The 24,796-nt window shown below is 73.2% G+C and carries 23 protein-coding genes; 10 read left to right on the top strand and 13 right to left on the bottom strand.

The features are described from left to right. The first annotated feature begins 101 nt into the window (after positions 1-101). From ACIQ6R_RS35175 to ACIQ6R_RS35155, 5 genes are all read left to right on the top strand, one after another. Positions 102-3,341 (top strand): glycosyl hydrolase 115 family protein, encoded by a 3,240-nt coding sequence (locus ACIQ6R_RS35175; RefSeq protein WP_404225927.1) that lies wholly within the window; start codon positions 102-104, stop codon positions 3,339-3,341. A gap of 632 nt (positions 3,342-3,973) precedes the next feature. Then, the gene (locus tag ACIQ6R_RS35170) at positions 3,974-4,921 is read left to right on the top strand and encodes a GlxA family transcriptional regulator (protein WP_404225926.1); all 948 of its coding nucleotides are present in this window, start codon (positions 3,974-3,976) and stop codon (positions 4,919-4,921) included. Between the two features lie 153 nt (positions 4,922-5,074). Then, on the top strand, positions 5,075-5,701 hold the full coding sequence (locus tag ACIQ6R_RS35165; RefSeq protein WP_404225924.1) for a DJ-1/PfpI family protein: 627 nt from the start codon (positions 5,075-5,077) through the stop codon (positions 5,699-5,701). Between the two features lie 82 nt (positions 5,702-5,783). Then, a complete protein-coding gene (locus ACIQ6R_RS35160) occupies positions 5,784-6,392 on the top strand; it encodes a DJ-1/PfpI family protein (RefSeq protein WP_404225923.1) in 609 nt (202 codons plus the stop codon). A 40-nt stretch (positions 6,393-6,432) separates the two neighbouring features. Beyond that, positions 6,433-7,155: a DJ-1/PfpI family protein gene (locus ACIQ6R_RS35155; protein WP_404186124.1), complete on the top strand. Its 723-nt coding sequence runs from the start codon at positions 6,433-6,435 to the stop codon at positions 7,153-7,155. Between the two features lie 235 nt (positions 7,156-7,390). Here the strand turns inward: ACIQ6R_RS35155 and ACIQ6R_RS35150 are convergent, their stop codons facing one another. The 4 genes from ACIQ6R_RS35150 to ACIQ6R_RS35135 all read right to left on the bottom strand — a co-directional run bounded on the left by ACIQ6R_RS35150 (position 7,391) and on the right by ACIQ6R_RS35135 (position 12,398). Further along, a complete protein-coding gene (locus ACIQ6R_RS35150; protein WP_404225921.1) occupies positions 7,391-9,223 on the bottom strand; it encodes a cholesterol oxidase substrate-binding domain-containing protein in 1,833 nt (610 codons plus the stop codon). A 386-nt stretch (positions 9,224-9,609) separates the two neighbouring features. Then, positions 9,610-10,266 (bottom strand): alpha/beta fold hydrolase, encoded by a 657-nt coding sequence (locus ACIQ6R_RS35145; protein ID WP_404225920.1) that lies wholly within the window; start codon positions 10,264-10,266, stop codon positions 9,610-9,612. Between the two features lie 125 nt (positions 10,267-10,391). Continuing rightward, positions 10,392-11,867, bottom strand: a complete 1,476-nt coding sequence (locus tag ACIQ6R_RS35140; RefSeq protein ID WP_404225919.1) for a phosphatase PAP2 family protein — start codon at positions 11,865-11,867, stop codon at positions 10,392-10,394. Between the two features lie 111 nt (positions 11,868-11,978). Then, positions 11,979-12,398: a PRC-barrel domain-containing protein gene (locus ACIQ6R_RS35135; protein WP_404186116.1), complete on the bottom strand. Its 420-nt coding sequence runs from the start codon at positions 12,396-12,398 to the stop codon at positions 11,979-11,981. A 471-nt stretch (positions 12,399-12,869) separates the two neighbouring features. On the opposite strand from ACIQ6R_RS35135, the gene ACIQ6R_RS35130 reads away from it, so the two are divergent. Beyond that, entirely contained in the window at positions 12,870-13,436 is a 567-nt protein-coding gene (locus tag ACIQ6R_RS35130; RefSeq protein ID WP_404225916.1) for a hypothetical protein, read from the top strand. 147 nt (positions 13,437-13,583) lie between these two features. Here the strand turns inward: ACIQ6R_RS35130 and ACIQ6R_RS35125 are convergent, their stop codons facing one another. Then, complete coding sequence (locus ACIQ6R_RS35125; RefSeq protein WP_404225915.1) at positions 13,584-13,805, bottom strand: hypothetical protein; 222 nt, start codon at positions 13,803-13,805, stop codon at positions 13,584-13,586. Positions 13,806-14,298: 493 nt separating this feature from the next. Here ACIQ6R_RS35125 and ACIQ6R_RS35120 point away from each other — a divergent pair, with 493 nt between their 5' ends. Further along, positions 14,299-15,501: an ABC transporter substrate-binding protein gene (locus ACIQ6R_RS35120; protein ID WP_404225913.1), complete on the top strand. Its 1,203-nt coding sequence runs from the start codon at positions 14,299-14,301 to the stop codon at positions 15,499-15,501. Between the two features lie 190 nt (positions 15,502-15,691). On the opposite strand, the gene ACIQ6R_RS35115 is transcribed toward ACIQ6R_RS35120, so the two are convergent. From ACIQ6R_RS35115 to paaA, 8 genes are read right to left on the bottom strand one after another with little or no spacing between them, the layout of a single operon-like run. Next, positions 15,692-16,528: an alpha/beta hydrolase family protein gene (locus tag ACIQ6R_RS35115; RefSeq protein ID WP_404225912.1), complete on the bottom strand. Its 837-nt coding sequence runs from the start codon at positions 16,526-16,528 to the stop codon at positions 15,692-15,694. Next, entirely contained in the window at positions 16,518-17,366 is an 849-nt protein-coding gene (locus ACIQ6R_RS35110) for a tryptophan 2,3-dioxygenase (protein WP_404225911.1), read from the bottom strand. The genes ACIQ6R_RS35115 and ACIQ6R_RS35110 overlap by 11 nt, the downstream gene beginning before the upstream one ends. A gap of 53 nt (positions 17,367-17,419) precedes the next feature. Then, the gene (locus tag ACIQ6R_RS35105) at positions 17,420-18,196 is read right to left on the bottom strand and encodes an SDR family oxidoreductase (RefSeq protein ID WP_404225910.1); all 777 of its coding nucleotides are present in this window, start codon (positions 18,194-18,196) and stop codon (positions 17,420-17,422) included. Positions 18,197-18,254: 58 nt separating this feature from the next. Then, positions 18,255-19,364, bottom strand: a complete 1,110-nt coding sequence (locus ACIQ6R_RS35100; RefSeq protein ID WP_404225908.1) for a 2Fe-2S iron-sulfur cluster-binding protein — start codon at positions 19,362-19,364, stop codon at positions 18,255-18,257. Continuing rightward, complete coding sequence (gene paaD, locus ACIQ6R_RS35095) at positions 19,361-19,876, bottom strand: 1,2-phenylacetyl-CoA epoxidase subunit PaaD (RefSeq protein ID WP_404226081.1); 516 nt, start codon at positions 19,874-19,876, stop codon at positions 19,361-19,363. Before paaD ends, ACIQ6R_RS35100 begins: the two co-directional genes overlap by 4 nt. Beyond that, entirely contained in the window at positions 19,870-20,655 is a 786-nt protein-coding gene (gene paaC / locus ACIQ6R_RS35090; RefSeq protein WP_404225906.1) for a 1,2-phenylacetyl-CoA epoxidase subunit PaaC, read from the bottom strand. The genes paaD and paaC overlap by 7 nt, the downstream gene beginning before the upstream one ends. Continuing rightward, positions 20,639-20,956, bottom strand: coding sequence for a 1,2-phenylacetyl-CoA epoxidase subunit B (locus ACIQ6R_RS35085; protein ID WP_404225905.1), 318 nt, complete (start codon positions 20,954-20,956; stop codon positions 20,639-20,641). Before ACIQ6R_RS35085 ends, paaC begins: the two co-directional genes overlap by 17 nt. After that, positions 20,953-21,999 (bottom strand): 1,2-phenylacetyl-CoA epoxidase subunit PaaA, encoded by a 1,047-nt coding sequence (gene paaA / locus ACIQ6R_RS35080; protein ID WP_404225903.1) that lies wholly within the window; start codon positions 21,997-21,999, stop codon positions 20,953-20,955. Before paaA ends, ACIQ6R_RS35085 begins: the two co-directional genes overlap by 4 nt. A gap of 318 nt (positions 22,000-22,317) precedes the next feature. Here paaA and ACIQ6R_RS35075 point away from each other — a divergent pair, with 318 nt between their 5' ends. The 3 genes from ACIQ6R_RS35075 to ACIQ6R_RS35065 are packed head-to-tail and all read left to right on the top strand — an operon-like array spanning position 22,318 to position 24,703. Beyond that, the gene (locus ACIQ6R_RS35075) at positions 22,318-22,572 is read left to right on the top strand and encodes an acyl carrier protein (RefSeq protein ID WP_404186094.1); all 255 of its coding nucleotides are present in this window, start codon (positions 22,318-22,320) and stop codon (positions 22,570-22,572) included. Continuing rightward, the gene (locus tag ACIQ6R_RS35070; protein WP_404225902.1) at positions 22,572-24,050 is read left to right on the top strand and encodes a class I adenylate-forming enzyme family protein; all 1,479 of its coding nucleotides are present in this window, start codon (positions 22,572-22,574) and stop codon (positions 24,048-24,050) included. Before ACIQ6R_RS35075 ends, ACIQ6R_RS35070 begins: the two co-directional genes overlap by 1 nt. A gap of 5 nt (positions 24,051-24,055) precedes the next feature. Further along, positions 24,056-24,703, top strand: coding sequence for an enterobactin synthetase (locus ACIQ6R_RS35065; protein ID WP_404225901.1), 648 nt, complete (start codon positions 24,056-24,058; stop codon positions 24,701-24,703). The last annotated feature ends 93 nt before the right edge of the window (positions 24,704-24,796 follow it).

Here is a 24,796-nt window from a genome sequence, read left to right as displayed (position 1 = left end):
CAACGCCCCCGCGTCGCCCCCGCGCGCACTCTCCCGCCCCCTCCCACCCCTTGTTTCACACTTCACGCCCTGTCCCGATCGTTCCGTTCCGGAGGTCGAGTATGAGCAGGTCTTTCGGAGGCGGCACCCCCGCTTCCCCGTCCCCGTCTCCCCGTCGGCGCTCGGTGCTGGCGGCGGCCGTAGCCACCGCGGTGGCCACCGTCGCCGCCCCCTCCCCCGTCGCGGCCGCCGCCCCGGCATCGCCGTTCGGGCCGGGAGCCGCCGCCGGTAGACCGGGGCCCGGCTCCGGCCCCTCCCGCCGGTTCGTGTCCTTCACCCCCGTCCGGGGCGCCTTTCCACTGGTGGCGGGCGGACGGGCGGCACCGCTCGTGGTCGATGAAGGCGACCACCCCGGCGTGGTGCGGGTCGTCGGGGATCTGCGGACGGACATCGGCCGGGTGACCGGCACGGAACCCGCCGTCGCACACGGCCTGCCGGGGGTGAGGTCGCGGGACATCGTGCTCGTGGGCACGCTGGGCCGCAGCCCGCTGCTCGACGGCCTGGTCGAGGCCGGGAAACTGGACGTGTCCGGCATCGGGGGAAAATGGGAGACGTCTCTCCAGCAGGTCGTGCGCGATCCGCTGCCGGGCGTGCGGCGCGCCCTCGTCGTCGCGGGCAGCGACCAGCGCGGAACGATCTTCGGAGCGTACGAGGTGTCGCGGCAGATCGGGGTGTCGCCGTGGCACTTCTGGGACGACGTGCCCCCGCACCGCCACGACGAGCTGTACGTGCTACCCGGCCGCCACACGCAGGGCACTCCGGCGGTGAAGTACCGCGGCTTCTTCATCAACGACGAGAACCCGGCACTCGGGACGTGGGCCCCGGCGTACTTCGGCCCCGGCCTCGCGCCCGGGTACCCGAACGGCTTCAACAGCAGGTTCTGGGAGAAGATCTTCGAGGTCATGCTGCGGCTGAAGGCCAACTACCTGTGGCCCGCCGTGTGGGGCCGGGCCTTCGCCGAGGACGATCCGGAGAACCACGCGACCGCCAAGCGCTACGGCATCGTCATGGGCACCTCCCACGAGGCGCCGATGATGCGCGGCATCGAGGAGTGGAACCGCCACGCCGTCGCCGCGCGGCGCGACGCCACCGGGAACATCACCGTCCCGGGCCGCGACCCGTACGGCGGCACCGGCGAGTGGAGCTACCGCCGCAACCGCGCCGCCATCGAGGCGTACTGGCGCGACGGCGTCCGCCGCATGGTGGAACAGGACTTCGAAGGCGTGGTCACACTCGGCATGCGCGGCAACGGCGACGTCAGCCTGCCCGACGGCGACGGCATCGAGCTGATGGAGTCCATCCTCGCCGCCCAGCGCCGCATCCTCGCCGAGGAGGCCGGGGCCGACCGGCTCACCGCGATACCCCAGGTGCAGACGCTCTACAAGGAGGTCCAGCGGTACTGGGACGAGGGCCTGCGTCCGCCCGACGACGTCACGGTGATCTTCTGCGACGACAACTGGGGCAACATGCGCAAGCTCCCGGACCGGTCGATGGAGCCCCGCGCGGGCGGTTACGGCCTCTACTACCACTTCGACTACGTCGGCGGCGGCCGGAACTACAAGTGGGTGGACACCACCAACCTCACCTCCACCTGGGAGCAGCTCCACCTCGCGTACACGTACGGTGTGGAGCGGCTGTGGGTGGTCAACGTCGGCGACATGAAGAACCACGAGCTGCCGCTCCAGTTCTTCCTCGACTACGCGTGGGACCCGGACCGCTGGCCGCTGGAGCGCCTGGAGGAGTGGGAACGGGCCTACGCGGAGGAGAACTTCGGCCCCCGGTACGCCGCCGCGATCGCCAGGGTGCTGCACACGTACGGTGTGCTCCAGGCGCGCCGCAAACCCGAACTGCTGAACCGCCGGATCAGTCTCGACCCGGCGAAGGACCCGGCCACCGACTCCTCCGCGGTGGTTTACGACGACCGGCAGAGCCCGTACCACCTCAACCACTACCGGGAGCTGGAGCGCGTCACCGACGAGTGGCGGCGGCTCGCCGGGCGCGCCGAGCGGATCGGGGCGCTGCTCCCGGCCGAGCGGCAGGACGCGTACTTCCAGCTCGCGCTCTACCAGGTGAAGGCGACGGCGAACCTGTACGCGCTGCGCGAGGCGGAGTTCACCAACCTGCACTACGCGACGCAGGGCCGGGCGGCGGTGAACGCGCTGGCAGACGTCACCGATGCGCGCTTCGCCGACGACCAGGCTCTGTCGGACCACTACAACAACGAACTGGCCGGGGGGAAGTGGAGGGGCTTCCAGACCCAGCCGAAAATCGGCTATGGAGATGTGGCGCGGTACGGCCCGGACGCGGCCTGGCAGCAGCCGCAGACACCGGACCACGTGGCGCTGCCGGACGAGGTGTTTCCGGCGGTCCAGCGTGTCGAGGTCCCGCCGGGGGCGGAGATGGGCGTAGGGCTCGACGGCTCGGACGCGTGGTGGCCCGCTTCGGACGCGCCCGCGGTGCTGCCGGCACTGAGCCCGTACGGGACCGCGCCCGATCCGTACGTCGAGGTGTTCAACCGGGGCCGGGAGCCGTTCGCGTACCGGATCGAGTCGCCGGTGGAGTGGCTGACGGTGGACCGCGCGCGGGGCCGGGTGACGCACCAGGTGCGGGCGACGGTGCGGGTGGACTGGCGGCGTGCGCCGCGCGGGACCACCGAGGTGCCGCTCACGGTGCGGGGACCGGGTGGCCGGGCGGTGCGGGTGACGGCGCGCGTGGACAACCCGCGGCTGGGGGCGCGCGGGGGGCGCCGTGGGTTCGTGGAGGCCTCGGGGTACGTGGCGATGGAGGCGGCGCACGCCACGCGCGCGGTGGAGACCGGCGGGGTGACCTGGCGGGAGATGCCGGACATCGGGCGGACGGGGTCGGGCGTGACACCGTGGCCGGTGACGGCGCCGAGCCGCGCGCCGGGCGGGAACGGCCCGCGCCTGGAGTACGAGGTGACGCTGACGACGGACCCGGGGACGGTGCGGGTGCTGGTGTACCTGTCGCCGCGCAACAACGTGCTGCCGACGGAGGGCCTTCGGTACGCGGTGTCGTTCGACGGCGCTGCGCCTACGACGGTGAACGTCACCCGGGTCACGGGCGCCGACGACACGACGATGAACAAGCAATGGGAACGGAACACCTCGGACAACGCCAACCTCACGGTGACCGAGCACACGGTGTCGGGGCCGGGCACCCACACCCTGAAGTTGTGGATGGTGGACCCCACGGTGGTGGTGCAAAGGCTCGTCGTCGACACGGGCGGGCTGAAACCGAGCTACCTGGGCCCGCCGGAAAGCCACCGGGCCGACCGCCGCTGACGGCGCGGCGAACGGCGCCGAGGCGCAGGGCCGGGGGTCCACCCCGTCCACCGTCCAGGTCGACTCCGACCAGCCCGAGCAGTTCGTCCAGCGCTACATCGGCGCGGACGGCGCCGACCACCGCCCGGTCACGGTCCACCGCAGCATCATCGGCGGTGCGGAACGAGCCGTCGCCCATCGCGTCGAACAGCGCGGCGGCGCCTTCCCGACCCGAGAGCAGCACGGCATCGGAGTACTGTCTCTGCGCCAGTTGAACGCCGGCGTGTGGAGCGGTGGAGTAACGGGTGTGGGTCCGGGTCGGGTCTCCCGGCCATGTGCGGTCGGTCGGCGGCATCGACTGCGAGGCCGCCAGCGGGCCCGGGGGCGCGGCTCCACCGGTACCGTTGCCACGCGGACGGCCGTTGCCGCTGCCTACTGTGCCGCCGCTGGCGCCGCCACGAGTCCCCCGGTACGGATACCGCGAGACTGGCTCGCCGCCGTCGTACGGTCGACCGGTTTCGCGGAGGTCGAGCACATCCTCGAACACACCGGGATCCGTGTCGGCTGCCGGACGGCGGGGCGTGCGAGAGCGACGTGGCTCCGTCCTCTGGTGCGGCACCGAAGCGTGCGGGGGGACACGTAATCTCGGGCGTATGCACATCGTTGCGGTTCTCGCGCTCGACGGGGTGTCGGCCTTCGATCTCGCCATACCCTGCCAGGTGTTCGCGCTCGTCACCGATCCCGGCGGATCGCAGGCCTACGAGATCCGTGTCTGCGTCGGTCACGACACGGCGGCGACGGCCGGACCCACGGCGCCCTTCCGCGTCTCCTCCTCGTACGGCTGGGACGACGTTCTCGGTGCGGACACGGTCATCGTGCCCGGGATCCCCGCCGAACGCACCCCGGATCCACGGGCCCTGCGGCTGCTGCGGGAGGCTGCGGAGGGCGGAGCGCGTATCGCCTCGATCTGCACCGGTGCCTTCGCCCTCGCGCACGCCGGGCTGCTCGAAGGCCGACGGGCCACGACGCACTGGCGGTTCGCCGACGCGTTGGCCGAGCGCTTCCCGGGGGTCGACGTGGACCCCTCCGTGCTCTACGTGGACGAGGGGCGGGTGCTCACGTCGGCCGGCATCGCCGCGGGCCTGGACCTCTGCCTGCACCTGATACGCCGTGACCATGGCGCCGCTGCCGCCGCGAGCGCTGCGCGCATGCTGGTGATGCCGCCCCAACGCACCGGCGGTCAAGCGCAGTACATCGAATACCGCTCGCCCGAGACGGATTCGGCCGACCTCGGCGAGACGTTGCAGTGGATGCGCGGCAAGCTTGGCGAGCCGCTCTCCCTGGCCGACATCGCGGCGCACGCGATGATGAGCCGGCGCAGCCTGGCGCGGCACTTCCGTGCCCAGACGGGCACCACGCCGCTGCGCTGGCTGGTCGCGCAGCGCGTACAACGCGCCAGAGAGCTCCTGGAGACGACGGAACTGCCCTTGGCGCGGGTCGCGGAGGCGACCGGGTTCGGGGCGGTCGAGACGCTCCGCCATCATTTCGCCCGGCAGGTCGGTACGACACCGTCGGCGTACAGGTCCGCTTTCCGTCGCTGACGAAGTCGCGGATCCGGGTTGGCCGTATCTTGCGCACCAGGGGCACGCGTGCCGGTGTCGCCCGGCAGCGGCCGCCGGAAGACTGAACGCGTCACCGCCTCACGGCCCGGTCCGCGAGGCACACGTTCCTCAGCTCCTCACGGAGGCCCTCTCATGCCTTCCCCGTCCGTACGTCCGCGCCCCGCGCGCCCTCTGCGCGTCCATACCGTCCTCTACGACGGCGTGGAGGAGCAGGACTTCGCCGGCCACGTCGAGGTGTTCGGCATCCTCGGCGAGGAACACCTCGTGCAGTCCTTCGTCACGGCGGACGGAGCCCGCCGGGTGACGACCTCGGCCGGCATGGAGATCGTCTGCCGGGACACCTGGTCCCCGCGCTCCGCCGACGTGATCGTCGTTCCCGGCGGAGGCTACGGCGAGGGCTCCGGCCTCCAGCGGCAGATCCGGCGCGGCACCCTGCCCCGGGCACTCGCGGCCGCCCGGCGGGACGGTCTCGTCATGGGGGCGGTGTGCACGGGCACGATGCTGCTGTCCGCCGCCGGACTGACGGCCGGACGCCGCTGCACCACCCACCACATCGCCCAGGAGGAGCTTCGCTCCCAGGGAGGTCACGTGGTCGGCGGCCGGGTCGTCGACGACGGCGACCTCGTCACCTGCGGAGGCGTCACCTCGGGCATCGACCTGGGGATCTGGCTGAGCGAACGGTTCTTCGGAGCCGACACGGCCCTGTTCGTCGAGGAGGTCCTCGAGTACCAGCGCCGGGGCGTCGTGAACTCCGCCTGACCGGGGCGGCGTCCGAAACACCGCCGTCTCTCCTCCTCTCCCACCAGTGGTACGCACCACACCCGACACGAACGGCTTTCCCATGACCACCTACGGCATCCTCCTCTTCGACACGGCGGAGGAACTCGACTTCGCCGGACCCTGGGAGGTCCTCACCGCCTCCGCCGCCCTGCGGGAAGGGGCGGACCGCGCCCTGCTCCTCGCCGAACGCCCCGGTCCCGTCCACTGTGCCAAGGGGATGCGGGTCCTGCCGGACCACACTCTGGACGACCACCCCCCGATCGACGTACTCCTTGTCCCCGGAGGCTCCGGCGCCCGCGAGACCGAACCGCACCAGGCGCGCGTCACCGCATGGGTCGGCTCTCAGGCAGCACGGGCCGAATGGGTCGTCGGCGTCTGCACCGGTGCGTTTCTCCTGCACGCCGCAGGCCCGGCGCGCGGCCGTCGGGTCGCCACTCACTGGCGGTACGAGGAGGCGCTGAGGGCACGTGGTGACGTCACCGTCGTGTCCGACGCCCGGTACGTCGTGGACGGCCGGCTGCTGACCAGTCAGGGGGTCTCCGCCGGCATCGACAGCGCGCTGTGGCTCGTGGGGCACCTGCACGGCCGCGAGCACGCCCGGGCGGTGCGCCGGGAGATCCAGTACGACCCTGCCCCGCCCTACCTCGCGGACGAACCGCTCGGCCACTGACCACCGCGACTCGCGAACACGAAGAAGAACAGGAGCTCCCGTGAACCGACGCACCCTGCTGCGCACCGCGACCGCCCTCTCCGCCGCAGGCCTGGCGACCGGCGTCCCCACCACCTCGGCCGGAGCCGCCACGCCGTCCGCTTCCGGGCGCCGGGCCCCCTTGCGCGTCCAGGTAGTCCTGTTCCAGGGCGTCGAGGAACTCGACCTGGCCGCGCCCTACGAAGTGCTCTCGGCCTCCGACCACTTCACCGAACGCGACGTCGAGGTGCGTTACGTCGCCCTCGACGGTCCCCGTGCCGTCACCGCCGCCTTCGGCACCCGGCTCCGCGTCGACCACCGCTGGGCCCCCGAGGAGGCGGACCTCCTCGTCGTGCCCGGAGGCGGCTACGCCCGCCGCGAGGACCCGGGGGTCCGGGCCGAGATCAGCCGGGGCACCCTGCCCCGGGCCCTGGCCGCCGCCCGCCGCCCGGGACTGACCATCGCCGGCCTGTGCACCGGAGTGATGCTCTTGTCCGCCGCCGGTCTCACCCGCGGCCGCCCCTGCACCACTCACCACCGGGCACAGGCCGATCTCGCCGAACAGGGCGGCGTGCTGAAGAAGGCGCGGGTCGTCGACGACGGTGATCTGGTCACCGCCGGCGGCGTCACCTCCGGCCTTGATCTCGCCCTGTGGCTGGTCCGCCGCGAATTGGGCGTCGACGCCGCCCTCGGTCTGGAAGCCATGCTGGAGTATGAGGCCCGCGGCACCGTCTGGACCCCTTGACGGCATCCGCGCGGCGCTGCGAGGTCATACCCGTCTCTTCCCGTGGCACAGGGCGTGCCTGCTCCGCGTCCTGCCCCAGACGGAGTGCTGGGCATCGGGGGCCGTGGGCCCGCGGTACGCCGGCAGCGCCCGCGCCTCGGAGCCGATCGGTCAGCCGCGGGAGCCGTTCGCCGAGGTCTCGACTCTCGCTCCGAGCGGGTTCCGTCGCGATCGCTGCCCGCCCCGTCGGCCCGTTTCAGCGCAGCAGCGCGTCGAGGAAAGGGCTGGAGACCACGTGGTGGGGATCGAGCCGGTTCAGGGTTTCGACCGCCTCGTCCCAGCCCGGGCCGCCTCCGGCGCGCAGGGACGCGGGGACGGCCCGCGTGAGGACGTCCGGGTCGGACCACGCGGCGGTGTCGGTGTAGGCCCAGCCCTTCGACCACTCCACACGTACGGTCGCCCGGTCCCCGTCCATGGCCAGGAGGAACTGCTCGATGTCACGGTAGAAGCGGTGCAGGGCGGGTGTGGTCGGCAGGGAAAGGACGTCGATCCACACGGCGGTGTCGACGTCCTGCCGGTCCGGGCGCGGCCGCAGGGCGGACAGCAGCGGTGGCCGGGCTCCGGGGACGCCGCACACGGACGGATCCTCCAGGCCGGTCACCCTGATCTCCACCTGTCCGTTGACCGGGTACTCGCCTCGTGCCGCGTACTCGGCGAGCAGCGTGCGGTAGAAGTCGGCGAACCGGCTGACCACCCACTGCAGATCGGCGCGGCGGGTGAGGACGGCATAGCCGTTGGCCGTCTCGCGCAGCGTGGTGGGCCGCACGTACTCCAGCAGGTTGCGGGAGGCTCCCCACAGGTCCGAGCGCAGCCCGCCCGCCAGCAGGTGGGTGAGCACGTCGCCGGTCAGCACATCCCGCACGAGGGTCTTCGACAGCAGGACGTCGGTGATGTCACCGGTCAACGCGACCTTGGCCAGCAGGTACTGGACCTGTCCGAAGAGCGGGGCGCTCGCCCAGGCTCCCGAGACGAGTGTTCCGGCGAGCCTGGCCACCGGCTCCGGAAGCGAGTCGGAGAACGGGTAGTTGTACGGCCCGTCGACCGCCCGGGAGGCGAACGGCCGGTCGGGGGCGACGCTCCAGACCTTCAGCCAGGGCTTGTCCGTGAACGCGAACCAGATCGCCTCCGCCCGGCCGGTGCTGTCCACGAAGCCGGCCAGAGTCCTGGTGCCGGCCGGTGCCCCGGGGGCGGCGAACAGTTCGGTGGCGGGGATGTCCAGGAAGGACCGGCAGCGCAGGTTGTGGTCGGTGCCCATGCGCAGCACGACCTCGGTGACGAGCGAACGGCCGAGGTGGGTGAGGAGCGCGTCGCAGTCGGGCTCGGCCCGGCCGACCGTCCGCAGGATGTACCGCCCGGCGCCGTCGTCCCAGACGACCGCGGTCAGCTCGGTGACCAGGTTGCTCAACGAGCCGTAGCCGTGACCGGGTGACAGGCTCTCACCGGTGGCGGGGACGGCCGTACCGTGCGCTCCGATGGCCAGCGCGCCGCCGACGGACAGTTCTCCGGGTGCCGGCGCGGCGACGACCCCGTATCCGTGCTCGCCGGCGAACGCGAGCAGCCTCTCCAGCAGGGCCCCGGTTTGGACCCGGACCAGAGCCGACCCGTCGGCGTCCTGCCGCTCCAGCGACATTCCGGTGAGGTGTGCGGTGGTGTCCACCAGGACGACCCGGGCCGCGGCGGGTGTGCCGTCGGCCACCGTGAGCGGAGCCCAGCCATGCCGCTTGCCCTGCGCGCGTACCGTCCAGCCGGCACCGTAGGCCCAGTTCACGACGTCGAGCAGGTCCTGCGGGGTGCTCGGCGCGCACGTCCACAACTGGTCGGCGCGGATCTCACCGGCCCAGTTCTCGTAGACACGCCGATAGACGTCGAGCCCGGACGGGAAGCCGGGCGGTGACGGGGTGCCGGCGTAGGCACTGTCCGGCCGGACGACCCCGCGCAACAGCCAGCCCCCGCCGCCCACGGCGATGGACGAGGCGAGCAGCCTGCGCCGCGACAGGCCGCCTCCCTGATCCGCGCAGTCGTCCGTCATCCCCGAGAACCTCCCCTGGTCCCGCCTCGCCCCGGAGCGGCCCCGGCGGGTCGACCGGGCACACACGCTAACCGGTGACCGGAAGTCACGTAGGCATATGGTCGTTTGATCCACACGATCGAGTGAGATGCGCGCGAACACCCCTCTTCTGAGAATGCCGAACCGAATGCGGCCATGACCTTCGCGGGCCGGACCCCACCGCCCACCTCGGCCGGGGAAGGGAGTGAGGGCGATCTCGGCCGGTGACCAGTCCGGGCGCGGCCGTACGACGACTGCGCGGGTGCCTTCCTCGTCCCGCGATCGCGTTCCTCTCCCGCTCCCGGCGTCGGCGACGGCTTGACGCGGGGCAGGGGTGGAGACGGCACCCCGGGTGCGTGCGGCCCGTATCAGCTGACCGTCGCCCCGAGGACGAGCGCGGCCGTCGACTCCGGGTGGCTGTAGGGGAAGCCGTGGGCTCCGGGCAGGGTCACCGCCCGGCCGGACGGCGTCTGCCGCGCCGCGTGTTCGATCCAGTCGGGCGGCGCCAGTGGATCGTGTGCACCGGCGGCCAGCAGAACGGGACAGCCGAGCCCCGGCAGGGTCTCCTCCGGACGGTCGCCGAGGGCCGATTTCAGATATCGGATCAGGCGCAGCGGGCCGGCCCTGAAGTAGTCCGGTACGACGGCCCCGAGCAGTCCGGCGGGTTCCCGCACGGCGGTGCGGGTCGCTGCCCGGAGCAAGGGCCCGGTGTGGCGCAGGTGGGAGGGGAAGGTCAGTCCGAGCAGGACCAGAGCGCTCACCCGGCCGGGGGCGCGGGCCGCTGCGCGCAGCGCCACCTGGGCGCCGGTGGAATGCCCGGCCAGCACGACGGGGCCGTCGGGGACGTGGGTGAGCCAGTTCGCCACGGTCTCGGCGAGCGTGCCGACCAGGGGCGGGACGCGGGCTCGGCTCCCGGGGGTCGTGAAGCCGGGGAGGTCGAGCAGGTGGCAGGTGGTGTGCTCGGCGCACCGGCCGAAGGTGGGCAGCAGAGCGTTCACCGCTCCCAGCCCCGGAATCCAGACCACGGGCGAGCGGCCGCTCCCCACCGGTCCCGCGGCGTACAGGCGCCGTACCGGCCTGGTCCGCCGCGCCGGAAGTGCCGTGCTCGCGCTGAGGTCGCTCGCGCCGCGGCCCACCGTCACCGGGCGGCTCACCGGTGTCCTGCCGGGCTCGTGTCGCCCTGTGCCGCGGCTCCGGCCCGGGGCGCGGGGCGGGTGATCCACCAGCAGGCCGCGGTCCACGGCCCGGCCAGGAGCAGTGAGGCCAGGACGTCGGTCGGGTAGTGAGCACCCTCGTACGTCCGTTCGACGGCGACCGCGGTCGTGATCACTGCGGCCAGGACTACGGACGTGACGCGCCACCCCGTGTGGCCGGTGGCCCTGAAGACGATGATCGCCGTACAGGCGGTGAGGGCGAGGGTGGCGGTGACGTGACCGGACGGGAAGCTCGCGGTGGGCGGCAGATCGGGGCTGAGGTGCGGTACGTCCGGCCGGTCGCGGGCCACCAGTGCCACGGTGACGAGGAACAGGGTGACCTGCCCCACCAGGGCAAGGGCCAGCAGCGCGAAGGGCCGCCAACTCCGGGTGACGGCGACCGCGAGCGGGCCGACGACCGCCACCGCGGCGGTGATCCCCAGAGTGCCGCCGAGGAGCCGAAGGGCCGAGGCGACGTCGTTCAGCCATGGCGTGCGCACATCCACCAGATGGTGCACCACGGACCGGTCCCAGCCCGGAGGTTCCGAGCCCGCTCCGGCGCCCTCGACCAGCATTCCCAGCCCGTAGAGGGTGCCGAGAGTCAGCAGCCAGACCACTGTCAGCTCCGCCGCGGCCACCAGTGGACGCGGCAGGACGGGACGGTGGCGCTCGGGAACCGGGCGCAGTTCCGCTGCCGAGCCGAGGACCGGCAGCCCGGCCGGTACGCGGGCGCGTTCGACCTCGCCGCCCCGGGCGGACCGCGGCAGCGGGTGTCCGAACAGGCGGTCACCCGACCAGTGCCGGAACGCCACAGCGGACACCGCCAGCCAGACGGCACCCAGCAGCCAGCCCGCGACGACGTCGCTGAGGTAGTGCACCCCGAGCGCCATCCGGGTGAACCCGACCAGGACGACAACCACGACCGCGACGGTGGTGGCGGCCCGGCGCGCCGTCCTTCTCATCACGGGCAGGAAGACCAGCAGCACGACCCCGTAGGACACCAGGGAACTCAGGGCGTGACCGCTGGGAAAGCTCAGTCCGGACGGGGCGGCCAGGGGCTCGTCGACGACCGGACGGAGCCGGCCCACCAGCGCCTTGACCACCGAGATCAGGATCCAGGCGCCCACCGCGGCCACCACCACGTACAGGGCCGCCCGTACCTGACGCCGCAGCAACAGCCACACGACCCCGACGCTGGTCACCCAGGCCAGGGCCGGGCTCCCTCCGAGTTCGGTGATCACTCGCAGCACCCGCACCGCCAACGCGTGGCCGGCCACGGCGTCGTTGAGGCCGTCGGCCACCGCCTGGTCCGTCCGCCGCAAAGGCCCCCACTCGCCGCGCACCAGGAAGAGCAAGAGCACGAAACCCGTGGCGGCAGGCAACAGCATCGCCACCCCGGTGGCCGGACGCGTCGCCGTTCGCCCCTCAGGCATCTGCCACTCCTTCCGGAGACGCTCACCGAGTCGGACCGTCGGGCGGACCGACGGGCCGGCGGACGCCGTCACCGTCCTGTGCCGTACTCCCCCGCGACGGCGGGACGGTGCTCAGGGACGGTAGGGAAAGCCCGGCGGGACATAGCCGACGGCCCAGAAGGGGACGTAACCGTAGTGGGTGTAGAGGCGGTCGTAGAACACGTCCTGGTCGACGAGTTCGGGGTCGTATTCGGGGGCCTCCGCCACCTCGTCCCGGGTGCGGTCGATGCGCACCACGTCCTCGCTCACGTCGGCCACGGCGTCGACGGGGACGTAGCTCTCCTTCTCCCCGATGCCCAGGAAGCCGCCGTGTTCCAGGAGGAGGAAGCGGACTTTGCGTTCCCCCTCGTCGACGATCAGGTCGCCGACCTTGCCGAGTTCGTTCCCGGAGCGGTCGGTCACCTTGCGGCCCCGGATGTCCTCATGGGCGGCGGGGATGACCTGCGGCGATTCGGAAAGCCTGGCCAGGACCGGGATGTCGCCGGACTTCATGATTTCTCCCAACGTCACGACACGCAGAACGGCGGGCTCTCGGGCCCCGCTCTGCCATTCGCGTCCCGGTTCCCTCCCCCGCCCGGGTCATGCGTGTCCGCGGCCCGAATACCGGCACGGCACCGCCACCGGGTCGGAGCACGATCCGGTCGGCACGAACGCGGGCGTGGCGTGTTCGCGTGGCTCGTGGAGAAGGGGCGCTCGGTCGGCAACCTCTTCGTCCGCGCGCTGACCTCCGGCTGCTTCCGATTCCGCGGCAGGGTCGGCGGGGCCGCTCCTGCGGGCGGTCCACGCGACCATCGCCGGCCGGCGAGCCGCTCGCACCGGTCCGGATGTCCGGCCCGCGTGTCGCAGGCCGATGCGTGACACGCTCCGGGTCCAGTGGTGGCCGCTGCCTACGCTGGGGACCGCACTCGCCGTCGTCTCACTGTGTACGGGCGTGGCGTCCGGGCGACGGGGGACTCGGCACCGATGGCGGCTGTTGACTCTCGTCCTCTTCGGCTCACCGCCGACGCGGTCCGTGTGCTGGTGCTGTTCAGCGCCGTGGCGGTGGCCCTGACCGCCCATGACGGGGCGGTGATGCTGTCCATGCTCTTCCTGGTCGTCCTCGTGCCCCGCGTCACCCTGCTTCCGGCCGGCGTCGACCTGCTGGTGTGTGCCGTGCTGACCTGGGCGACCTGGTCGGCGGTAGGCCGCTGGTACCGGGTGGCCGACTGGTACGACACGCTCGTGCACTCGGTGACCCCCGGCGTGGTGGCCGTCGCTCTGCACCTGCTGCTGGCCCGCTGGCGGCTGTTGCCCGCTCCCGGGGACCGGGCGCTGCGTCGAGCCGCCGTCCCGCTGATCACGGCCGGGGTGGGCGCCGTCGTCGCTGTCCTCTGGGAGTTGTACGAAGGCCTCGCCACCCAGGTCTTCGAAGCTCGCATCCCGGTCGGTTACACGGACACCCTGGTCGATCTCGCGGTGGGCACCGGTGGGTCCGTCCTCGCGGGCATCGTCGTCGCCGCGCGGGCGAACCGCCGCTCTTCGACGACGTAGTCGGGCCCCGACGCGGCGCGATCTGCTCGACTGCGCCCTGAACCCCGGCGTGTGCGGGTTCCGGTCGACACCGGACACGGTCGCAGGAGGCCCGCCTCACGTCGCGGCCTGACCGTCGGCCCCGGTCTCACTGCTGGGGAGGAACAGTCATGCCCTGGGCCGGCCGGTGATGGCCGGCAGCGTCGTGGTCCTGATCCGGCGGTAGGTCACGAAGCCGTGCACCGTCACCCCCGCCCAGATGACGGTACTGAGCAGAGGCCACCACAGCTCTTGTCCTCGCGCGCCCTCGACCAGCCTGACGACCGAGTTCAGCGCCCAGCCGACCGCGAGGAAGAGAGCCGCCCACCGGGCCCACTGCCAGATCGACATGGTGCCCCGGGCACGGGTTTCCTTCGCTTTCCGTTCATTGTGCCGAACTTGTGTCTCCATCATGACTCTTCGTCTGCCCGTTCCCCGGCCTCCTCTCCTCACTTTCGCCAGGAAGGCCGGAAACCGCGGTTGTGGAAACCGCGGTTACGCCATCAGCCGTCCGTCGGGGCGGCCCTCTGCCGGGAGCCGCTGGGCCGCACGTGGTCCTGACGCTTCCGTGGGCCCAGCGGGCCAGCAGCCGGTCAGCGGGCCGTCTCCCTTCGCGACGGGGTGGCGCTCTCGGTCGGCCGATGTCGCGATGCGCGCCGGCCGCGGGCTTCGGACGCGGTACCGCCTTTCGGCTGCCTCTCACCCGTTCGGGCCTCTTGCGTGGGCCGATCGGTGGGGAGTGAGTGAGCGGACGGACGTGGGGCCGCGGCAGGCAAGTCGTCTTCGGAGTGACGCGGTGAGCCGCCGACGTCCTTGAGCGGATCATCGGTAACAAGGGAGCGGGATGAGCGAGTCGCCTGGTGTCCGAGAGCAGGTCCTCACGGTGGGGGTGGTGGTCGCCCGCACAGGACGGCTGACGAGTCTGGGTGATCCACTGGACTTCGTCATGACACTGTTGGCGCCGAAGCTGGCTGCGCGCGGTCGTCACGGCCTTCCGATCAGGCTGGCGGGACGGGACAGTCGTTCCACCGCCGACGGGGCCCGTGAGGCGGTGAAGGAACTCGTCGAGGACGAGGACGCGTCGATCATCGTGACGCTGGCCGGCACGCAGGTCCTGCCCGCCGTCGCGGACGCCTGCGAGAGCGTCGGTGTGCCGTGCCTGTCGAGCACCTTCCCCTGGCAGGTCTACTACCACGGGCGAGACGCGGGCGCGGTGCACGGCTTCGACTGGACGTACCACTTCTGCTGGGGCCTGGACGACATCGCCGAAACCTTCGCCGACCTGTGGGAGCAGGTCGGCGGTGCGGAAGGTCGGACGGTCGGCTGCCTGTGGAACGCCGGTCCGCAGGGAGCCTGGTCACGCCACCCCGAGCACGGTTTCGCACCGGCCGCCCGCGCACGGGGGCACCAGTTGCTCGACCCCGGGCCCTACCCGGAACCGGCCGTCGGTCTCGACCGGCACATCGCCCACTTTCGCGAGGCCGGTGCCGACATCGTCACCAGCGCGGCCACCGGCCGGGACCTGGCCCTCTTCCGCGCCCAGGCCGCCGAGGCCGGCTGGCAGCCCCGCCTGATCACCTGCTCGCGCTGGCTGGCCTACCCGCCGTCCGCTCCCGTCGGCGGGAGTCGGTCCGCCCAGGCCAACGTCGCCACGCTCGTGTACTGGACGCCCTCGCACCCCTACCGCTCCTCCCTCGACGGCACCACTGCCACGCAGCTCGCCGAGACGTACGAACAGACGACCGGCCGACAGTGGCTGCAGCCCCTCGGTCTCGCCCACGCCCTCTTCGAGGTCGCGGCGCACGCCCTGACGACCGCCGACGACCCCACCGACCGCCGGTCGGTCGCCGCAGCCCTGAGCACCAGCCGCCTGGAGACCATCGCGGGGCCTCTGGACTGGACCACGGGCCCGGTACCCAACATCGCCACCGTGTCCTTGGCCGGCGGACAATGGCAGCCCGGCACACGCCATGACTACGAACTGGCCGTCGTCCACCCGGGCAGGACACCAGGACTCCGCCCCACCGGCGATCTCGTCACGACCTGACCGCGCCCGGCGCACACCGGCGCACCGCACGAACCGCTTGCGGGGCCGGAGCGCGAGCGTCGGCCCGAGGCGGTCGACGACCACTCAGTCCGGTGAACGGGGCTGCCCGGGACAGCTCCGTCGCCGTGATCACACCAGCCACACCAAGATCGCCACACCGGGCCGGCGTGCCCGTCGACAGGACGCCGTGTCAGCGGAACTCGTGACTGCCCCCCGGGTCGGTGCCGAAGGCGGCGGACATCTCCCGGAGCGTGTCGGCGACCGCGTGGGCGCCGGGCGCGCCGGGTTCGATGAGCGTGTAGTGGCCGGTGCCGGGCAGCACGACCGTCCTGAGGTCCTCGTGGACGGCGGCGTAGTCGGCGAACTGGGTGAGCGGGACCTCCTCGTCGGCGGCGCCGTGCAGCAGCACCGTGGGTACGCCGGTGGTGCCCGCCCCGCGCAGCATCGTCAGCGGGTCCACGCCGGGCAGTCGCCGCTCGAACGCCTCGGGTCCGCCGAGGAGTTGCAGGGCGGCGTCGTCGCTGAGGCCGTCGCGGCGGGTGGCGGCGAGGTCGGTGATCGGGGCGAGGGCCAGCACGCCCGTGGGGAGGGCGGTGGTGTGCCATCGGGAGTCCTCGGGCAGCAGACCGCGGGCCGCGCACCACAACGCCAGGTGGCCGCCGGAGCAGTGGCCGGCCAGGAGGTAGGGCCGGCCCTCGGGCAGGATGTCCACGATCCGGGCGACGTCGTCGAAGGTCTCCGGATAGCCCCCGGCCCCGCCGGAGCGGCGGAATCCCGGCAGCAGCACGTCGAAGCCCTGCTGGGCGAGGAAGGCCGCGAAGGGGGTCAGGTGCATGCGGTCGTAGCGCCAGTAGCCGCCGTGCAGCAGGATCACCAGCGGGGCGCCGGGGTCGTCGGCCGGCCAGGCGTCGTAGGACTGGTGCCGGTGGTCGCCGTAGCGGCCGTGGACCGGTGCCAGCACCGGTTTCAGGCTCAGGACCCGCTTCTCCTCCTCCGCCGCGAAGGCGGAGATCTCCCTAGACACCACCGCGTACCTCCCACAGTTCCGGGAAGACCGGTTTCGTCGCGCGCTGTTCGAGCCAGGCGAGGCCCGTGGAGCCGGCGCTGCCGGTCTTGGCGCCCATGGCCCGGCGGACGACCATCACGTGGTCGAAGCGCCAGCGCAGGACGAGTTCCGCCACGTCGGTGAGGTGTTCACCGAGGGCGAGCAGCGGGTGGTGCTGGGGTCCGGCGTAGATCCGCCGCCACACCTCCACCACGCCGGGGTCCGCCGTGTAGGGCTCGGTGACGTCCCGTTCCCGCACGTGTCGCGGTACCGGCAGGCCCTGCCGGTACAGGTAGCCGAGCACCTTGTCGTACAGGGTGGGCAGGCGGTGGGTCTCGCAGAGCGCCTCGTGCGCGGCGGGGTCGCCCCGGTGCAGCCGGAGCATCGACTCGGCCTTGTCGCCCAGCAGGAACTCCAGGTGCCGGTACATCACGGACTGGAAGCCGGACGCCTTGCCGAACGCCGCGCGGAAGCCGTTGAACTGGGCGGGTGTCAGCGCGGCCAGCGGCGCCCAGGTGGCGTTGAGGGCGGTCAGCGCGCGGCGGCCGCGGACGAGGGCGTCGGTGGCGGCGTCCAGGTCGTCCTTGGCGAAGGCGGTGCCGGCCGTGCGCAACTCGTGGACGATCAGGGTGAACCAGAGTTCCATCACCTGGGTGGTGACGAGGAAGCCCATCTCGTCGGGGGCGTCGGTGAGGGGCCGCTGGAGGTTGTGGAGGGTGGACGCGTGCACGTAGGCGTCGTAGGGGCTGGCGCCGTCGCAGGGGCGGGTCAGGGTGTCGTCCGCGGCCGGCCTTGCCGGTGCGGACGTGCCGTCGTTCATGGTGGGGGTCTCCTGGGGATGCCGCGGGCGGTACGGCGGGACGGGCGCGGGGCTCACGGGCCGAGGTGGACACCGCCGGAGGCGGCGATCCACTGGCCGGTCGTCCAGCGCGCCTCGTCGCTCGCCACGAAGGAGACGACATCGGCGATGTCCGCGGGGGCGCCGAGCCGGCCGAAGACGGAGGCCGACTCGTAGCGCTGCCGGATCTCCGGCACGGCGAGGGTCGGGTTGATCTCGGTCTCGGTGTAGCCGGGGGCGACGCTGTTGACCGTGATGCCGCGCGGGCCCAGTTCCTTGGCGAGGGCCAGGGTCAGGTAGTCCAGGGCGGCCTTTGTCATGGTGTAGGCGATGATCGGCGGGAAGGCGACGCGGGTCGCGGCCGAGGAGACGTTCACGATGCGGCCGCCGTCGCGCAGCCGGTCCAGGGCTCGCTGGACGATGAAGAACGGCGCCTTGGTGTTGACGGCGAAGGCCCGGTCGTAGTCCTCCTCGGTGACGTCCGCGATCCGGCGCGGGAGGGTGATGCCGGCGTTGTTGACGAGGATGTCCAGGCCGGGTCCGGCGTCCTGTCCGGCGATGGCTTCGTCGAAGGCGGTCCAGAGGGTGTCGGCGTCGCCCGGGACGCCGAGCTGGGCGTGGACGGGGAAGGCGCGTCCGCCCTCGGCCTCGATCTCCTTGACGGTACGCCCGGCGGCCTCGTCGTCGTGTCCGAAGTGGACGGCCACCAGGGCGCCCTCGCGGGCCAGGCGGCGGCTGACGGCCCGGCCGATGCCGCGGCTGCCGCCGGTGACCAGGGCGGTCCTGCCCGCGTGCCGCAGGGGGGTGGTCATCGTGCGCTCCTTCTGCTGGGGGATGTGGTGCGTGGCCGGGTGGTCTTTCCGCGGGGGGTCAGGCGTCGAAGTCGACGGTGACCTCGGTGCCGAGGGGGCCGGCACGGCAGGTGAGGGTGTAGCCGGCGGCGATCTGCCGGGCATCCAGGGCGTACTGGGGACCGGTGGCGACCTCGCCGCTGAGGACCTTGGCGCGGCAGCTGCCGCAGATGCCCTCGCGGCAGGCATAGGGCGCGTCGGGGAACTCGCGCAGCAGCGCGTCGAGCAGTGCGCGGTCTCGGGGGCCGGCGGTGACGACGCGGCGGTGGCCGTCGTACAGGGCGGTGACGCGGGTGCCGCCCGGGGCCGTCCCGACGCGGGGTGCGGTCTGGGTGTCGGGGGCGTCGCCGGAGGTGAACCGTTCGGAGCGGACCAGTTCCGGGTCGGCTCCCGCGTCCGTCAGCACCGCACGGACGGTGTCGATCAGTCCGGGCGGGCCGCACAGGGCGTAGGTGGTGCCGGGGCCGGGGCGGGCCTCCAGCGCGGCGAGCAGGCCCGGCAGGTTTCCGGCGTCGATCCGGCCGCCCAGGGGCGGCACGCCCTCGCGGGTGAGGACGTGGACCGCGGTGAAACGTTCGACGAACGCGTCCTTGAGCAGGGCCAGTTCGTCGGCGAGCAGGGCCTGGGCGGCCGTGGGCGCCGAGTGCACGAGGGTGACCCGGCAGTCCGGGTCGGTGCGCAGCGCGCCCGCGGCGAGGGCGGCCAGCGGGGTGATGCCGGAGCCGCCGGCGATCAGCACGTGGTGGGCGCCGGGCCGCTCGGGCAGGGCGAAGGCGCCGGTGGGCGCGGAGAGTTCGATATGGTCGCCCGGGGCCAGGACGGTCAGGGTGTGGGTGCCGAAGCCGTCCGGGGTGCCGCGCTTGACGACCAGCCTGAGCGCGCCGGGGTCCTCGGGCGGCGGGCACACCGAGTAGCTGCGGCGCAGTTCCCCGCCCGCGCGCCGGTGCCGGACGACGACGTGCTCGCCGGGCCGGTGCGCGAAGGTGTCCCGGAGGGCGTCCGGGACGTGGAGGGTGACGGCCGCGGCGTCCGGGGTGAGCCGCCGGACGGCGGTGACGGTCAGCCGGTGCCAGCCGGTGCGCCGGCGGGCCGCGGCGCGGTCGGCGCCGGCCGGGAGGGCGGGGTTCACGCGGGGCCTCGCAGGGCGGTCAGGTGGGGGAAGAGCTCCTGGCAGGCGGTGCAGCGCAGCATCGACTGGCAGCGGGAGGGGCCGAAGGCGCTGTGCGGCCGGGTGGAGCCGGAGCCGCAGTGCGGGCAGGGCACACCGCCGAGCGGGACGAGTACCGGGCCGCTTCCCGGCGCGGGCGCCGGCGGGGCGATGCCGTGGGCGGCGAGCGCGGCGCGGCCGGCGGCGGTGATGCAGTCGGTCGTCCAGGCCGGGGAGAGCACCTGCCGCACCCGCGCGTCCGGATGGCCGCTGTCGGCCAGGACGTCCTGGATCGCGGCGGCCATGGCGGTCAGGGCCGGGCAGCCCAGGTAGGTGGGGGTGAACTCCACTTCGAGGCGGCCGTCGGCGCCGGGGGCGACGGAGCCGATCACCCCGAGGTCGCCGAGGGTGAGGAAGGGCAGTTCCGGGTCCGGCACCGCCTCCACGCGGGCCCGGGCCTCCGCGGCCGTCAGGGTCTTCGCGCCGCTCACCAGCTACCTCCGGGGAAAGCGCGGTGCACTGACTGGAGTTCGGCGATCAGGGAGGCGAACTCCTCCGTGTGCAGGCCCGTCCGGCCGCCCCGGGCCCGCCAGCGCGGGGCGGGCACGGTCAGCCCGGCCCGGGTCACGACGTCACTCGTGCTCTCCTCCCACCGGGGGCGCAGCGGGGCGGGTGAGGGGACGGTTCCGGCGGCAACGAGACGGCGTACCGGTCCGTCCTCGTCGAAGAGTTCCGCGGTGTACGGCCAGACGAGGTCCAGGGCCCGCTGCATGCGGCGGGCGCTCTCGGGGGTGCCGAGGCCGAGCCGCTCGGTCCAGGTGTCCGCGTGCAGCCGGTGGAAGGCGACCTCTCTGGCGGCCCGCCGGCCGAACGCGGCCAGTTCGGGGTCCGGGCAGTCGCCCAGGGCCTCGTAGTACGCGGTGGCGTAGTGGGTGTAGGCGAGCTGCCGGGCGATCGTGGTCGCGAAGTCGCCGTTGGGCAGCTCGGCGAGCAGGGTGTTGGTGAACTCGCGGTCGGAACGGGTGAAGGCGAGGGCGTCCTCGTCGCGTCCGGTGCCGTCGAGGTGTCCGGCGCGGGTGAGCAGCAGGCGGGCCTGGCCGACGAGGTCCAGGGCGATGTTGGACAGCGCGAGGTCCTCCTCGACGGTGGGCGCCCGGGTGATCCACTGGCACAGCCGCTGCCCGAGGATCAGGGCGTCGTCGCCGAGGCGCAGCAGGTGGACGGCGAGGTCGGGGTCGGGCCGGACGCCCGCCGGGTCAGTCGTGGTGGTCACCGTTCGGGCCCTCCTCGGCGGTCAGCGGCGCGAACGCCTGCGGGTACCGGTACGGCTTGTGCCGTGCGTTGGCGAAGTACGGGTCGCGCTCCTCCGGCGAGGCGGTGTGCACCGCGTCGGAGCGGACCACCCACAGCGACAGCGGGTCGCCGCGGCGGGTGTAGAGGTCGCGGGCGCGCAGCAGGGCGGTGTCCGGGTCGAAGGCGCGTACGGAGCCCACGTGCTGGTGGGAGAGTCCGCGCCGGGCGCGGAGGAAGACCTCCCAGGACGCGGGGGCGCCCTCCGGCTGTCGGGTGGTCACGCGGGTGTCTCCGTCCGGTCGTTCCCGTGCGGGTCGGCTCCGTCGCCGTCCCGGGTGCGGGCCGCGTACGCGGCGGCGGCCTCCCGTACCCAGGCCCCGTCCTCGTGCGCGGCGCGCCGGTGGGCCACGCGCTGCCGGGCCCAGTGGGTGTCCTCGCCGAGCGCCTGCCGGTAGCCGTCCCAGTCGACGGGGGTGAAGTCGTAGTGCCCGCGCTCCTCGTTCCAGCGGATCGCCGGGTCCGGGAGGGTGAGGCCGATGCGTTCGGCCTGCGGGACGCAGGTGTCGACGAAGCGCTGGCGCAGTTCGTCGTTGGTGTGGTGCTTGATGCCCCAGGCCATGGCCCGGCGCGAGACCGCCGCTCCGACGGCCGCGGCCCGCGCGTCGGCGCCGCCCGCCTCGGTGTCGGGCGGACCGAACATCAGCGCGACGGCGGGCAGCCACCAGCGGTTCACGGCGTCCTGCGCCATCTCCCGCTGCGCCGGGGTCCCTTCGCACAGGGCGCGGATGAGGTCGTAGCCCTGTCGCACGTGGAAGGCCTCCTCCTGGCAGACGCGGCGCATCGCGCGGGCGTAGGGCCCGTACGAGGTGCGGCACAGGGGTGCCTGGTTGATGACGGCCGCGCCGTCCGTGAGCCAGGCGATGGTGCCGGTGTCGGCCCAGGTCAGTGCGGGGTGGTTGAAGGTGGCCGAGGCGCGCTGACGGCCCTCGTGCAGGGCGTCGAGGAGTTCGGCCCGGTCCACGCCCAGAGTCTCGGCGGCGGAGTACAGGTACAGGCCGTGGCCGGCCTCGTCCTGGACCTTGGCGATCAGCACCGACTTGCGGTGCAGGGAGGGCGCCCGGGTGAGCCAGGCCCCCTCCGGCTGCATCCCGATGATCTCGGAGTGGGCGTGCTGGGCGACCTGCCTGAGCACCATGCGGCGGTAGCCGTCGGGCATCCAGTCGCGCGGTTCGACGGCCTCGCCGGCACCGACGAGCGCCTCGAACCGCTCCAGCAGCTCGTCCTCGCCGGGGGTCGCGGTGCCGGCGGGCTCCGGCTCGCTCATGCCCCGCCTCCCCGGCCGGCCCGCGCCGGAGCGGGGACGTGCGCGCGCCCGGACCTGAACTCTCGCCTGGGCACCTGGCATCACTCCTTCGGCACTTCCCGGGCGCCGGCCGGCGCCCGCCGCGCCCGACGATCGGGCGTGGCCTCCTGCTGGGAAAGAGGCCACGCACAGGCCCGGCAATCCCCGCTTCCCCTGTGACAAGCGCCACAGGAGACGCGGGGATTGCGGGGGCGGGCCGGCCGCCTCTTGTTCGGGTGACAGGAGCAGCAGGCGCTATCCGCTCGGCGACCGGCCGCCGAGGGGCGAAAGGGGTAACCAATGAGCACCATCAGGGAGTTGCTGGTCGAGCTGACCGGCACGGAGGAGTTCGCGGACGCCGGCCGGGTCGGTGACGACGTCGACCTCGCCGCGAGCGGCATCGACTCCGGCGACCTGGTCCGGCTGGTGCTGCTGGTCGAGCAGCGTGCGGGGGTGGAGATCACCGCCGACGACATGGAGAAGCTGCGCTCGATCGCCGACTACGAGCGGTTCGTGGCCGAGCGGTCGGTGGCGGGCGCGGGTGGCGACTCCTGATGTGGCTCACCCAGCTGCTGGAGCGCAACCGGCAGTGCTGTCCGCGGCGGACGGCGCTGGTGGACGAGGAACGCGCGGTCACCTGGGGTGAGTTCCACGACCGGACGCTCGAACTCGCGCAGGGCATGCTCGAACTGGGCATCGAGGCGGGTGACCGGGTCGCGGTGCTGTCCAAGGACCGCATCGAGGTCCTGGAGACCTACTTCGCGCTCGCCCGGCTGGGCGCGCTGTTCGTGCCGCTGAACCACAGCCTGGCCGTGCCGGAGGTGGCCGACATCGTGGAGCGGGTCGGCGCTGTGGCCGTGTTCGGCGAGTCCGAACTGCTCGACCGGCATCCGCGGTTGCCGGCCTCGGTGCGGTTGCGGATGGCGTTCGACAAGCCGGCGTTCACCGCGCTGGGCAGCGTGGCGGCCCCGCGGACGCTGCCGGTGGTGGCCGACACCGACCCGGTGGCCGTGCTGCACACCTCGGCCACCACCGGGCAGGCCAAGGGCGTCACGGTCGACAGCGCCTCCTTCCGCGCCATCGCGCTGGGCTGGCTGGTGTCGGCCCGGCCCACCGACGACATCGTGATGGTCAACTGCTGCCCGCTTTACCACGGCAGCATGGTGGTGTCGCTCACCTACATGGCGGTAGGCGCGACCGTCGTGCTCACCCCGGGCTTCACCCCGCAGCGGGCCCTCGCCGCGGTGGAGCGGCACCGGGCCACGCACATGTGGCTGGTGCCGCAGATGCTGCGTTTCGTGCTCCAGGCCAAGGGCGCGGACCGTACCGACCTGTCCACCCTCCGGGAGATCCTGTACGGGGCCGCGCCCATGCCCCTCGACGTGTACGAGGAGGCCGTACGGCGCCTGGGCTGCGGCTTCAGGCAGGTGTACGGCATGACGGAGGTCGGCGGCCCGTTCGTCACCCTCGGCCCCGACGAGCACCCCGCGCCCGGCGACGTGACGGCGCGCATCCCGTGCGGCCGGGTGATCCCGGGCATGTCCGCCCGCGCGGTCGGCTCGGACGGGACGGAGGTGCCCGGCGGCGAGGTCGGCGAGATCGTGGTGCGCGGGCCGGGCGTGATGCGGGGTTACTGGAACGACCCCGAGGCGACTCGGGAGATCGAGGCCGACGGCTGGATCAGGACCGGCGACCTGGGGTTCCTGGACGACGCGGGGCGCATCCACCTGGTGGACCGCACCAAGGACGTCATCATCCGGGCCGGGCAGAACGTCTACCCCTCGGAGATCGAGCGGGCCCTGATGACCCATCCCGGGGTGCGGGACGCGGCGGTCGTCGGGATGCCGGACGAGGACTACGGCGAGGTGCCGCTGGCGTACGTGGTGGCCGACCCCGGCACCGAGGCCGTCGAACTCCTCGGTCACGTCAAACCCTTGCTGGCCCCCTACAAGCGCCCGCGGCGGATCGAGTTCATCGAGCAGGTGCCCCGCAATCCCGCCGGGAAGATCATCAAGAAGTCGCTGCGGGCCTGAGCGGGGTGCGCCCGCCTGACGCCGGGCCGTCCGTGGCGGAGTCGCTGGAGCGGCTGCGGCCCGAGTTGACGGCGGCCGGGCTCGCTACGGGACTCGCCCTTGCCACGGAGCCGCGGCTGGCGCCCGCCGGGCCCGGTGAGGCCGCCGCCGTCACGGCGATGTCCGGGCGCCGCCGGTCCGAGTTCCTCGCGGGCCGGCTCGCCGCGCGCCGGGCACTGCGCTCGGTGGGGCTGGAGTGCGGGGACGTGCCCCGGGTCGGACGGCTGCCGCGGTTCCCGCCGGGCCGGGCGGCGTCGATCTCGCACAGTGCGGGGATCGCGGTCGCGGTGGCCCGGGCACCCGGCCACGGCACGCCCCTCGGCTGCGACCTGGAGTTGCGGCCGCTTCCGCCCGGCGCGGCGCGTCTGGTGCTGCGCGAGGACGAGGAGCACCTGCTGGGCGCGTGGTCGGTGACGTGCCTCTTCTCCGCCAAGGAGGCCGCGTGGAAGGCCCTGGTGGCCGGCGGTCGCGCGGGCGGCACGCTGCGCGACGTGCGGTCCGCACCATCCGGCGCGGGCCTCCTGCGGGTCGTTCCTCGCGCCGACCCGGGGCGGGCGGTGCTCGTCCGAGTGGCCACCGCCGGGCCGGGGACGTTCAGCGTCGTACTGGCATGACCGCGTTCTGACGGACGCCCTGCCAAGGACGGCTCATCCCGTCCAGCGGCACGCCCCGCGACGCGGCGGCACTGTGCGGGCCGGCACGGCACT

Origin of the sequence: Streptomyces sp. NPDC096048 (genome assembly GCF_044763415.1) — a bacterium.
In the GTDB taxonomy this organism is placed as follows: domain Bacteria; phylum Actinomycetota; class Actinomycetes; order Streptomycetales; family Streptomycetaceae; genus Streptomyces.
This window is presented reverse-complemented; position numbering and strand designations above follow the sequence as displayed.

What these genes read in the sequence shown, in the direction of transcription:
- ACIQ6R_RS35070 (WP_404225902.1), top strand. Translation starts at nt 22,572, where the DNA reads ATGTGGCTCACCCAGCTGCTGGAGCGCAACCGGCAGTGCTGTCCGCGG.
- ACIQ6R_RS35120 (WP_404225913.1), top strand. Translation starts at nt 14,299, where the DNA reads ATGAGCGAGTCGCCTGGTGTCCGAGAGCAGGTCCTCACGGTGGGGGTG.
- ACIQ6R_RS35140 (WP_404225919.1), bottom strand. Translation starts at nt 11,867, where the DNA reads ATGCCTGAGGGGCGAACGGCGACGCGTCCGGCCACCGGGGTGGCGATG.
- ACIQ6R_RS35105 (WP_404225910.1), bottom strand. Translation starts at nt 18,196, where the DNA reads ATGACCACCCCCCTGCGGCACGCGGGCAGGACCGCCCTGGTCACCGGC.
- ACIQ6R_RS35110 (WP_404225911.1), bottom strand. Translation starts at nt 17,366, where the DNA reads ATGAACGACGGCACGTCCGCACCGGCAAGGCCGGCCGCGGACGACACC.
- ACIQ6R_RS35170 (WP_404225926.1), top strand. Translation starts at nt 3,974, where the DNA reads ATGCACATCGTTGCGGTTCTCGCGCTCGACGGGGTGTCGGCCTTCGAT.
- ACIQ6R_RS35175 (WP_404225927.1), top strand. Translation starts at nt 102, where the DNA reads ATGAGCAGGTCTTTCGGAGGCGGCACCCCCGCTTCCCCGTCCCCGTCT.
- ACIQ6R_RS35165 (WP_404225924.1), top strand. Translation starts at nt 5,075, where the DNA reads ATGCCTTCCCCGTCCGTACGTCCGCGCCCCGCGCGCCCTCTGCGCGTC.
- ACIQ6R_RS35130 (WP_404225916.1), top strand. Translation starts at nt 12,870, where the DNA reads ATGGCGGCTGTTGACTCTCGTCCTCTTCGGCTCACCGCCGACGCGGTC.
- paaA (WP_404225903.1), bottom strand. Translation starts at nt 21,999, where the DNA reads ATGAGCGAGCCGGAGCCCGCCGGCACCGCGACCCCCGGCGAGGACGAG.
- ACIQ6R_RS35125 (WP_404225915.1), bottom strand. Translation starts at nt 13,805, where the DNA reads ATGTCGATCTGGCAGTGGGCCCGGTGGGCGGCTCTCTTCCTCGCGGTC.
- ACIQ6R_RS35160 (WP_404225923.1), top strand. Translation starts at nt 5,784, where the DNA reads ATGACCACCTACGGCATCCTCCTCTTCGACACGGCGGAGGAACTCGAC.
- ACIQ6R_RS35075 (WP_404186094.1), top strand. Translation starts at nt 22,318, where the DNA reads ATGAGCACCATCAGGGAGTTGCTGGTCGAGCTGACCGGCACGGAGGAG.
- ACIQ6R_RS35150 (WP_404225921.1), bottom strand. Translation starts at nt 9,223, where the DNA reads ATGACGGACGACTGCGCGGATCAGGGAGGCGGCCTGTCGCGGCGCAGG.
- ACIQ6R_RS35135 (WP_404186116.1), bottom strand. Translation starts at nt 12,398, where the DNA reads ATGAAGTCCGGCGACATCCCGGTCCTGGCCAGGCTTTCCGAATCGCCG.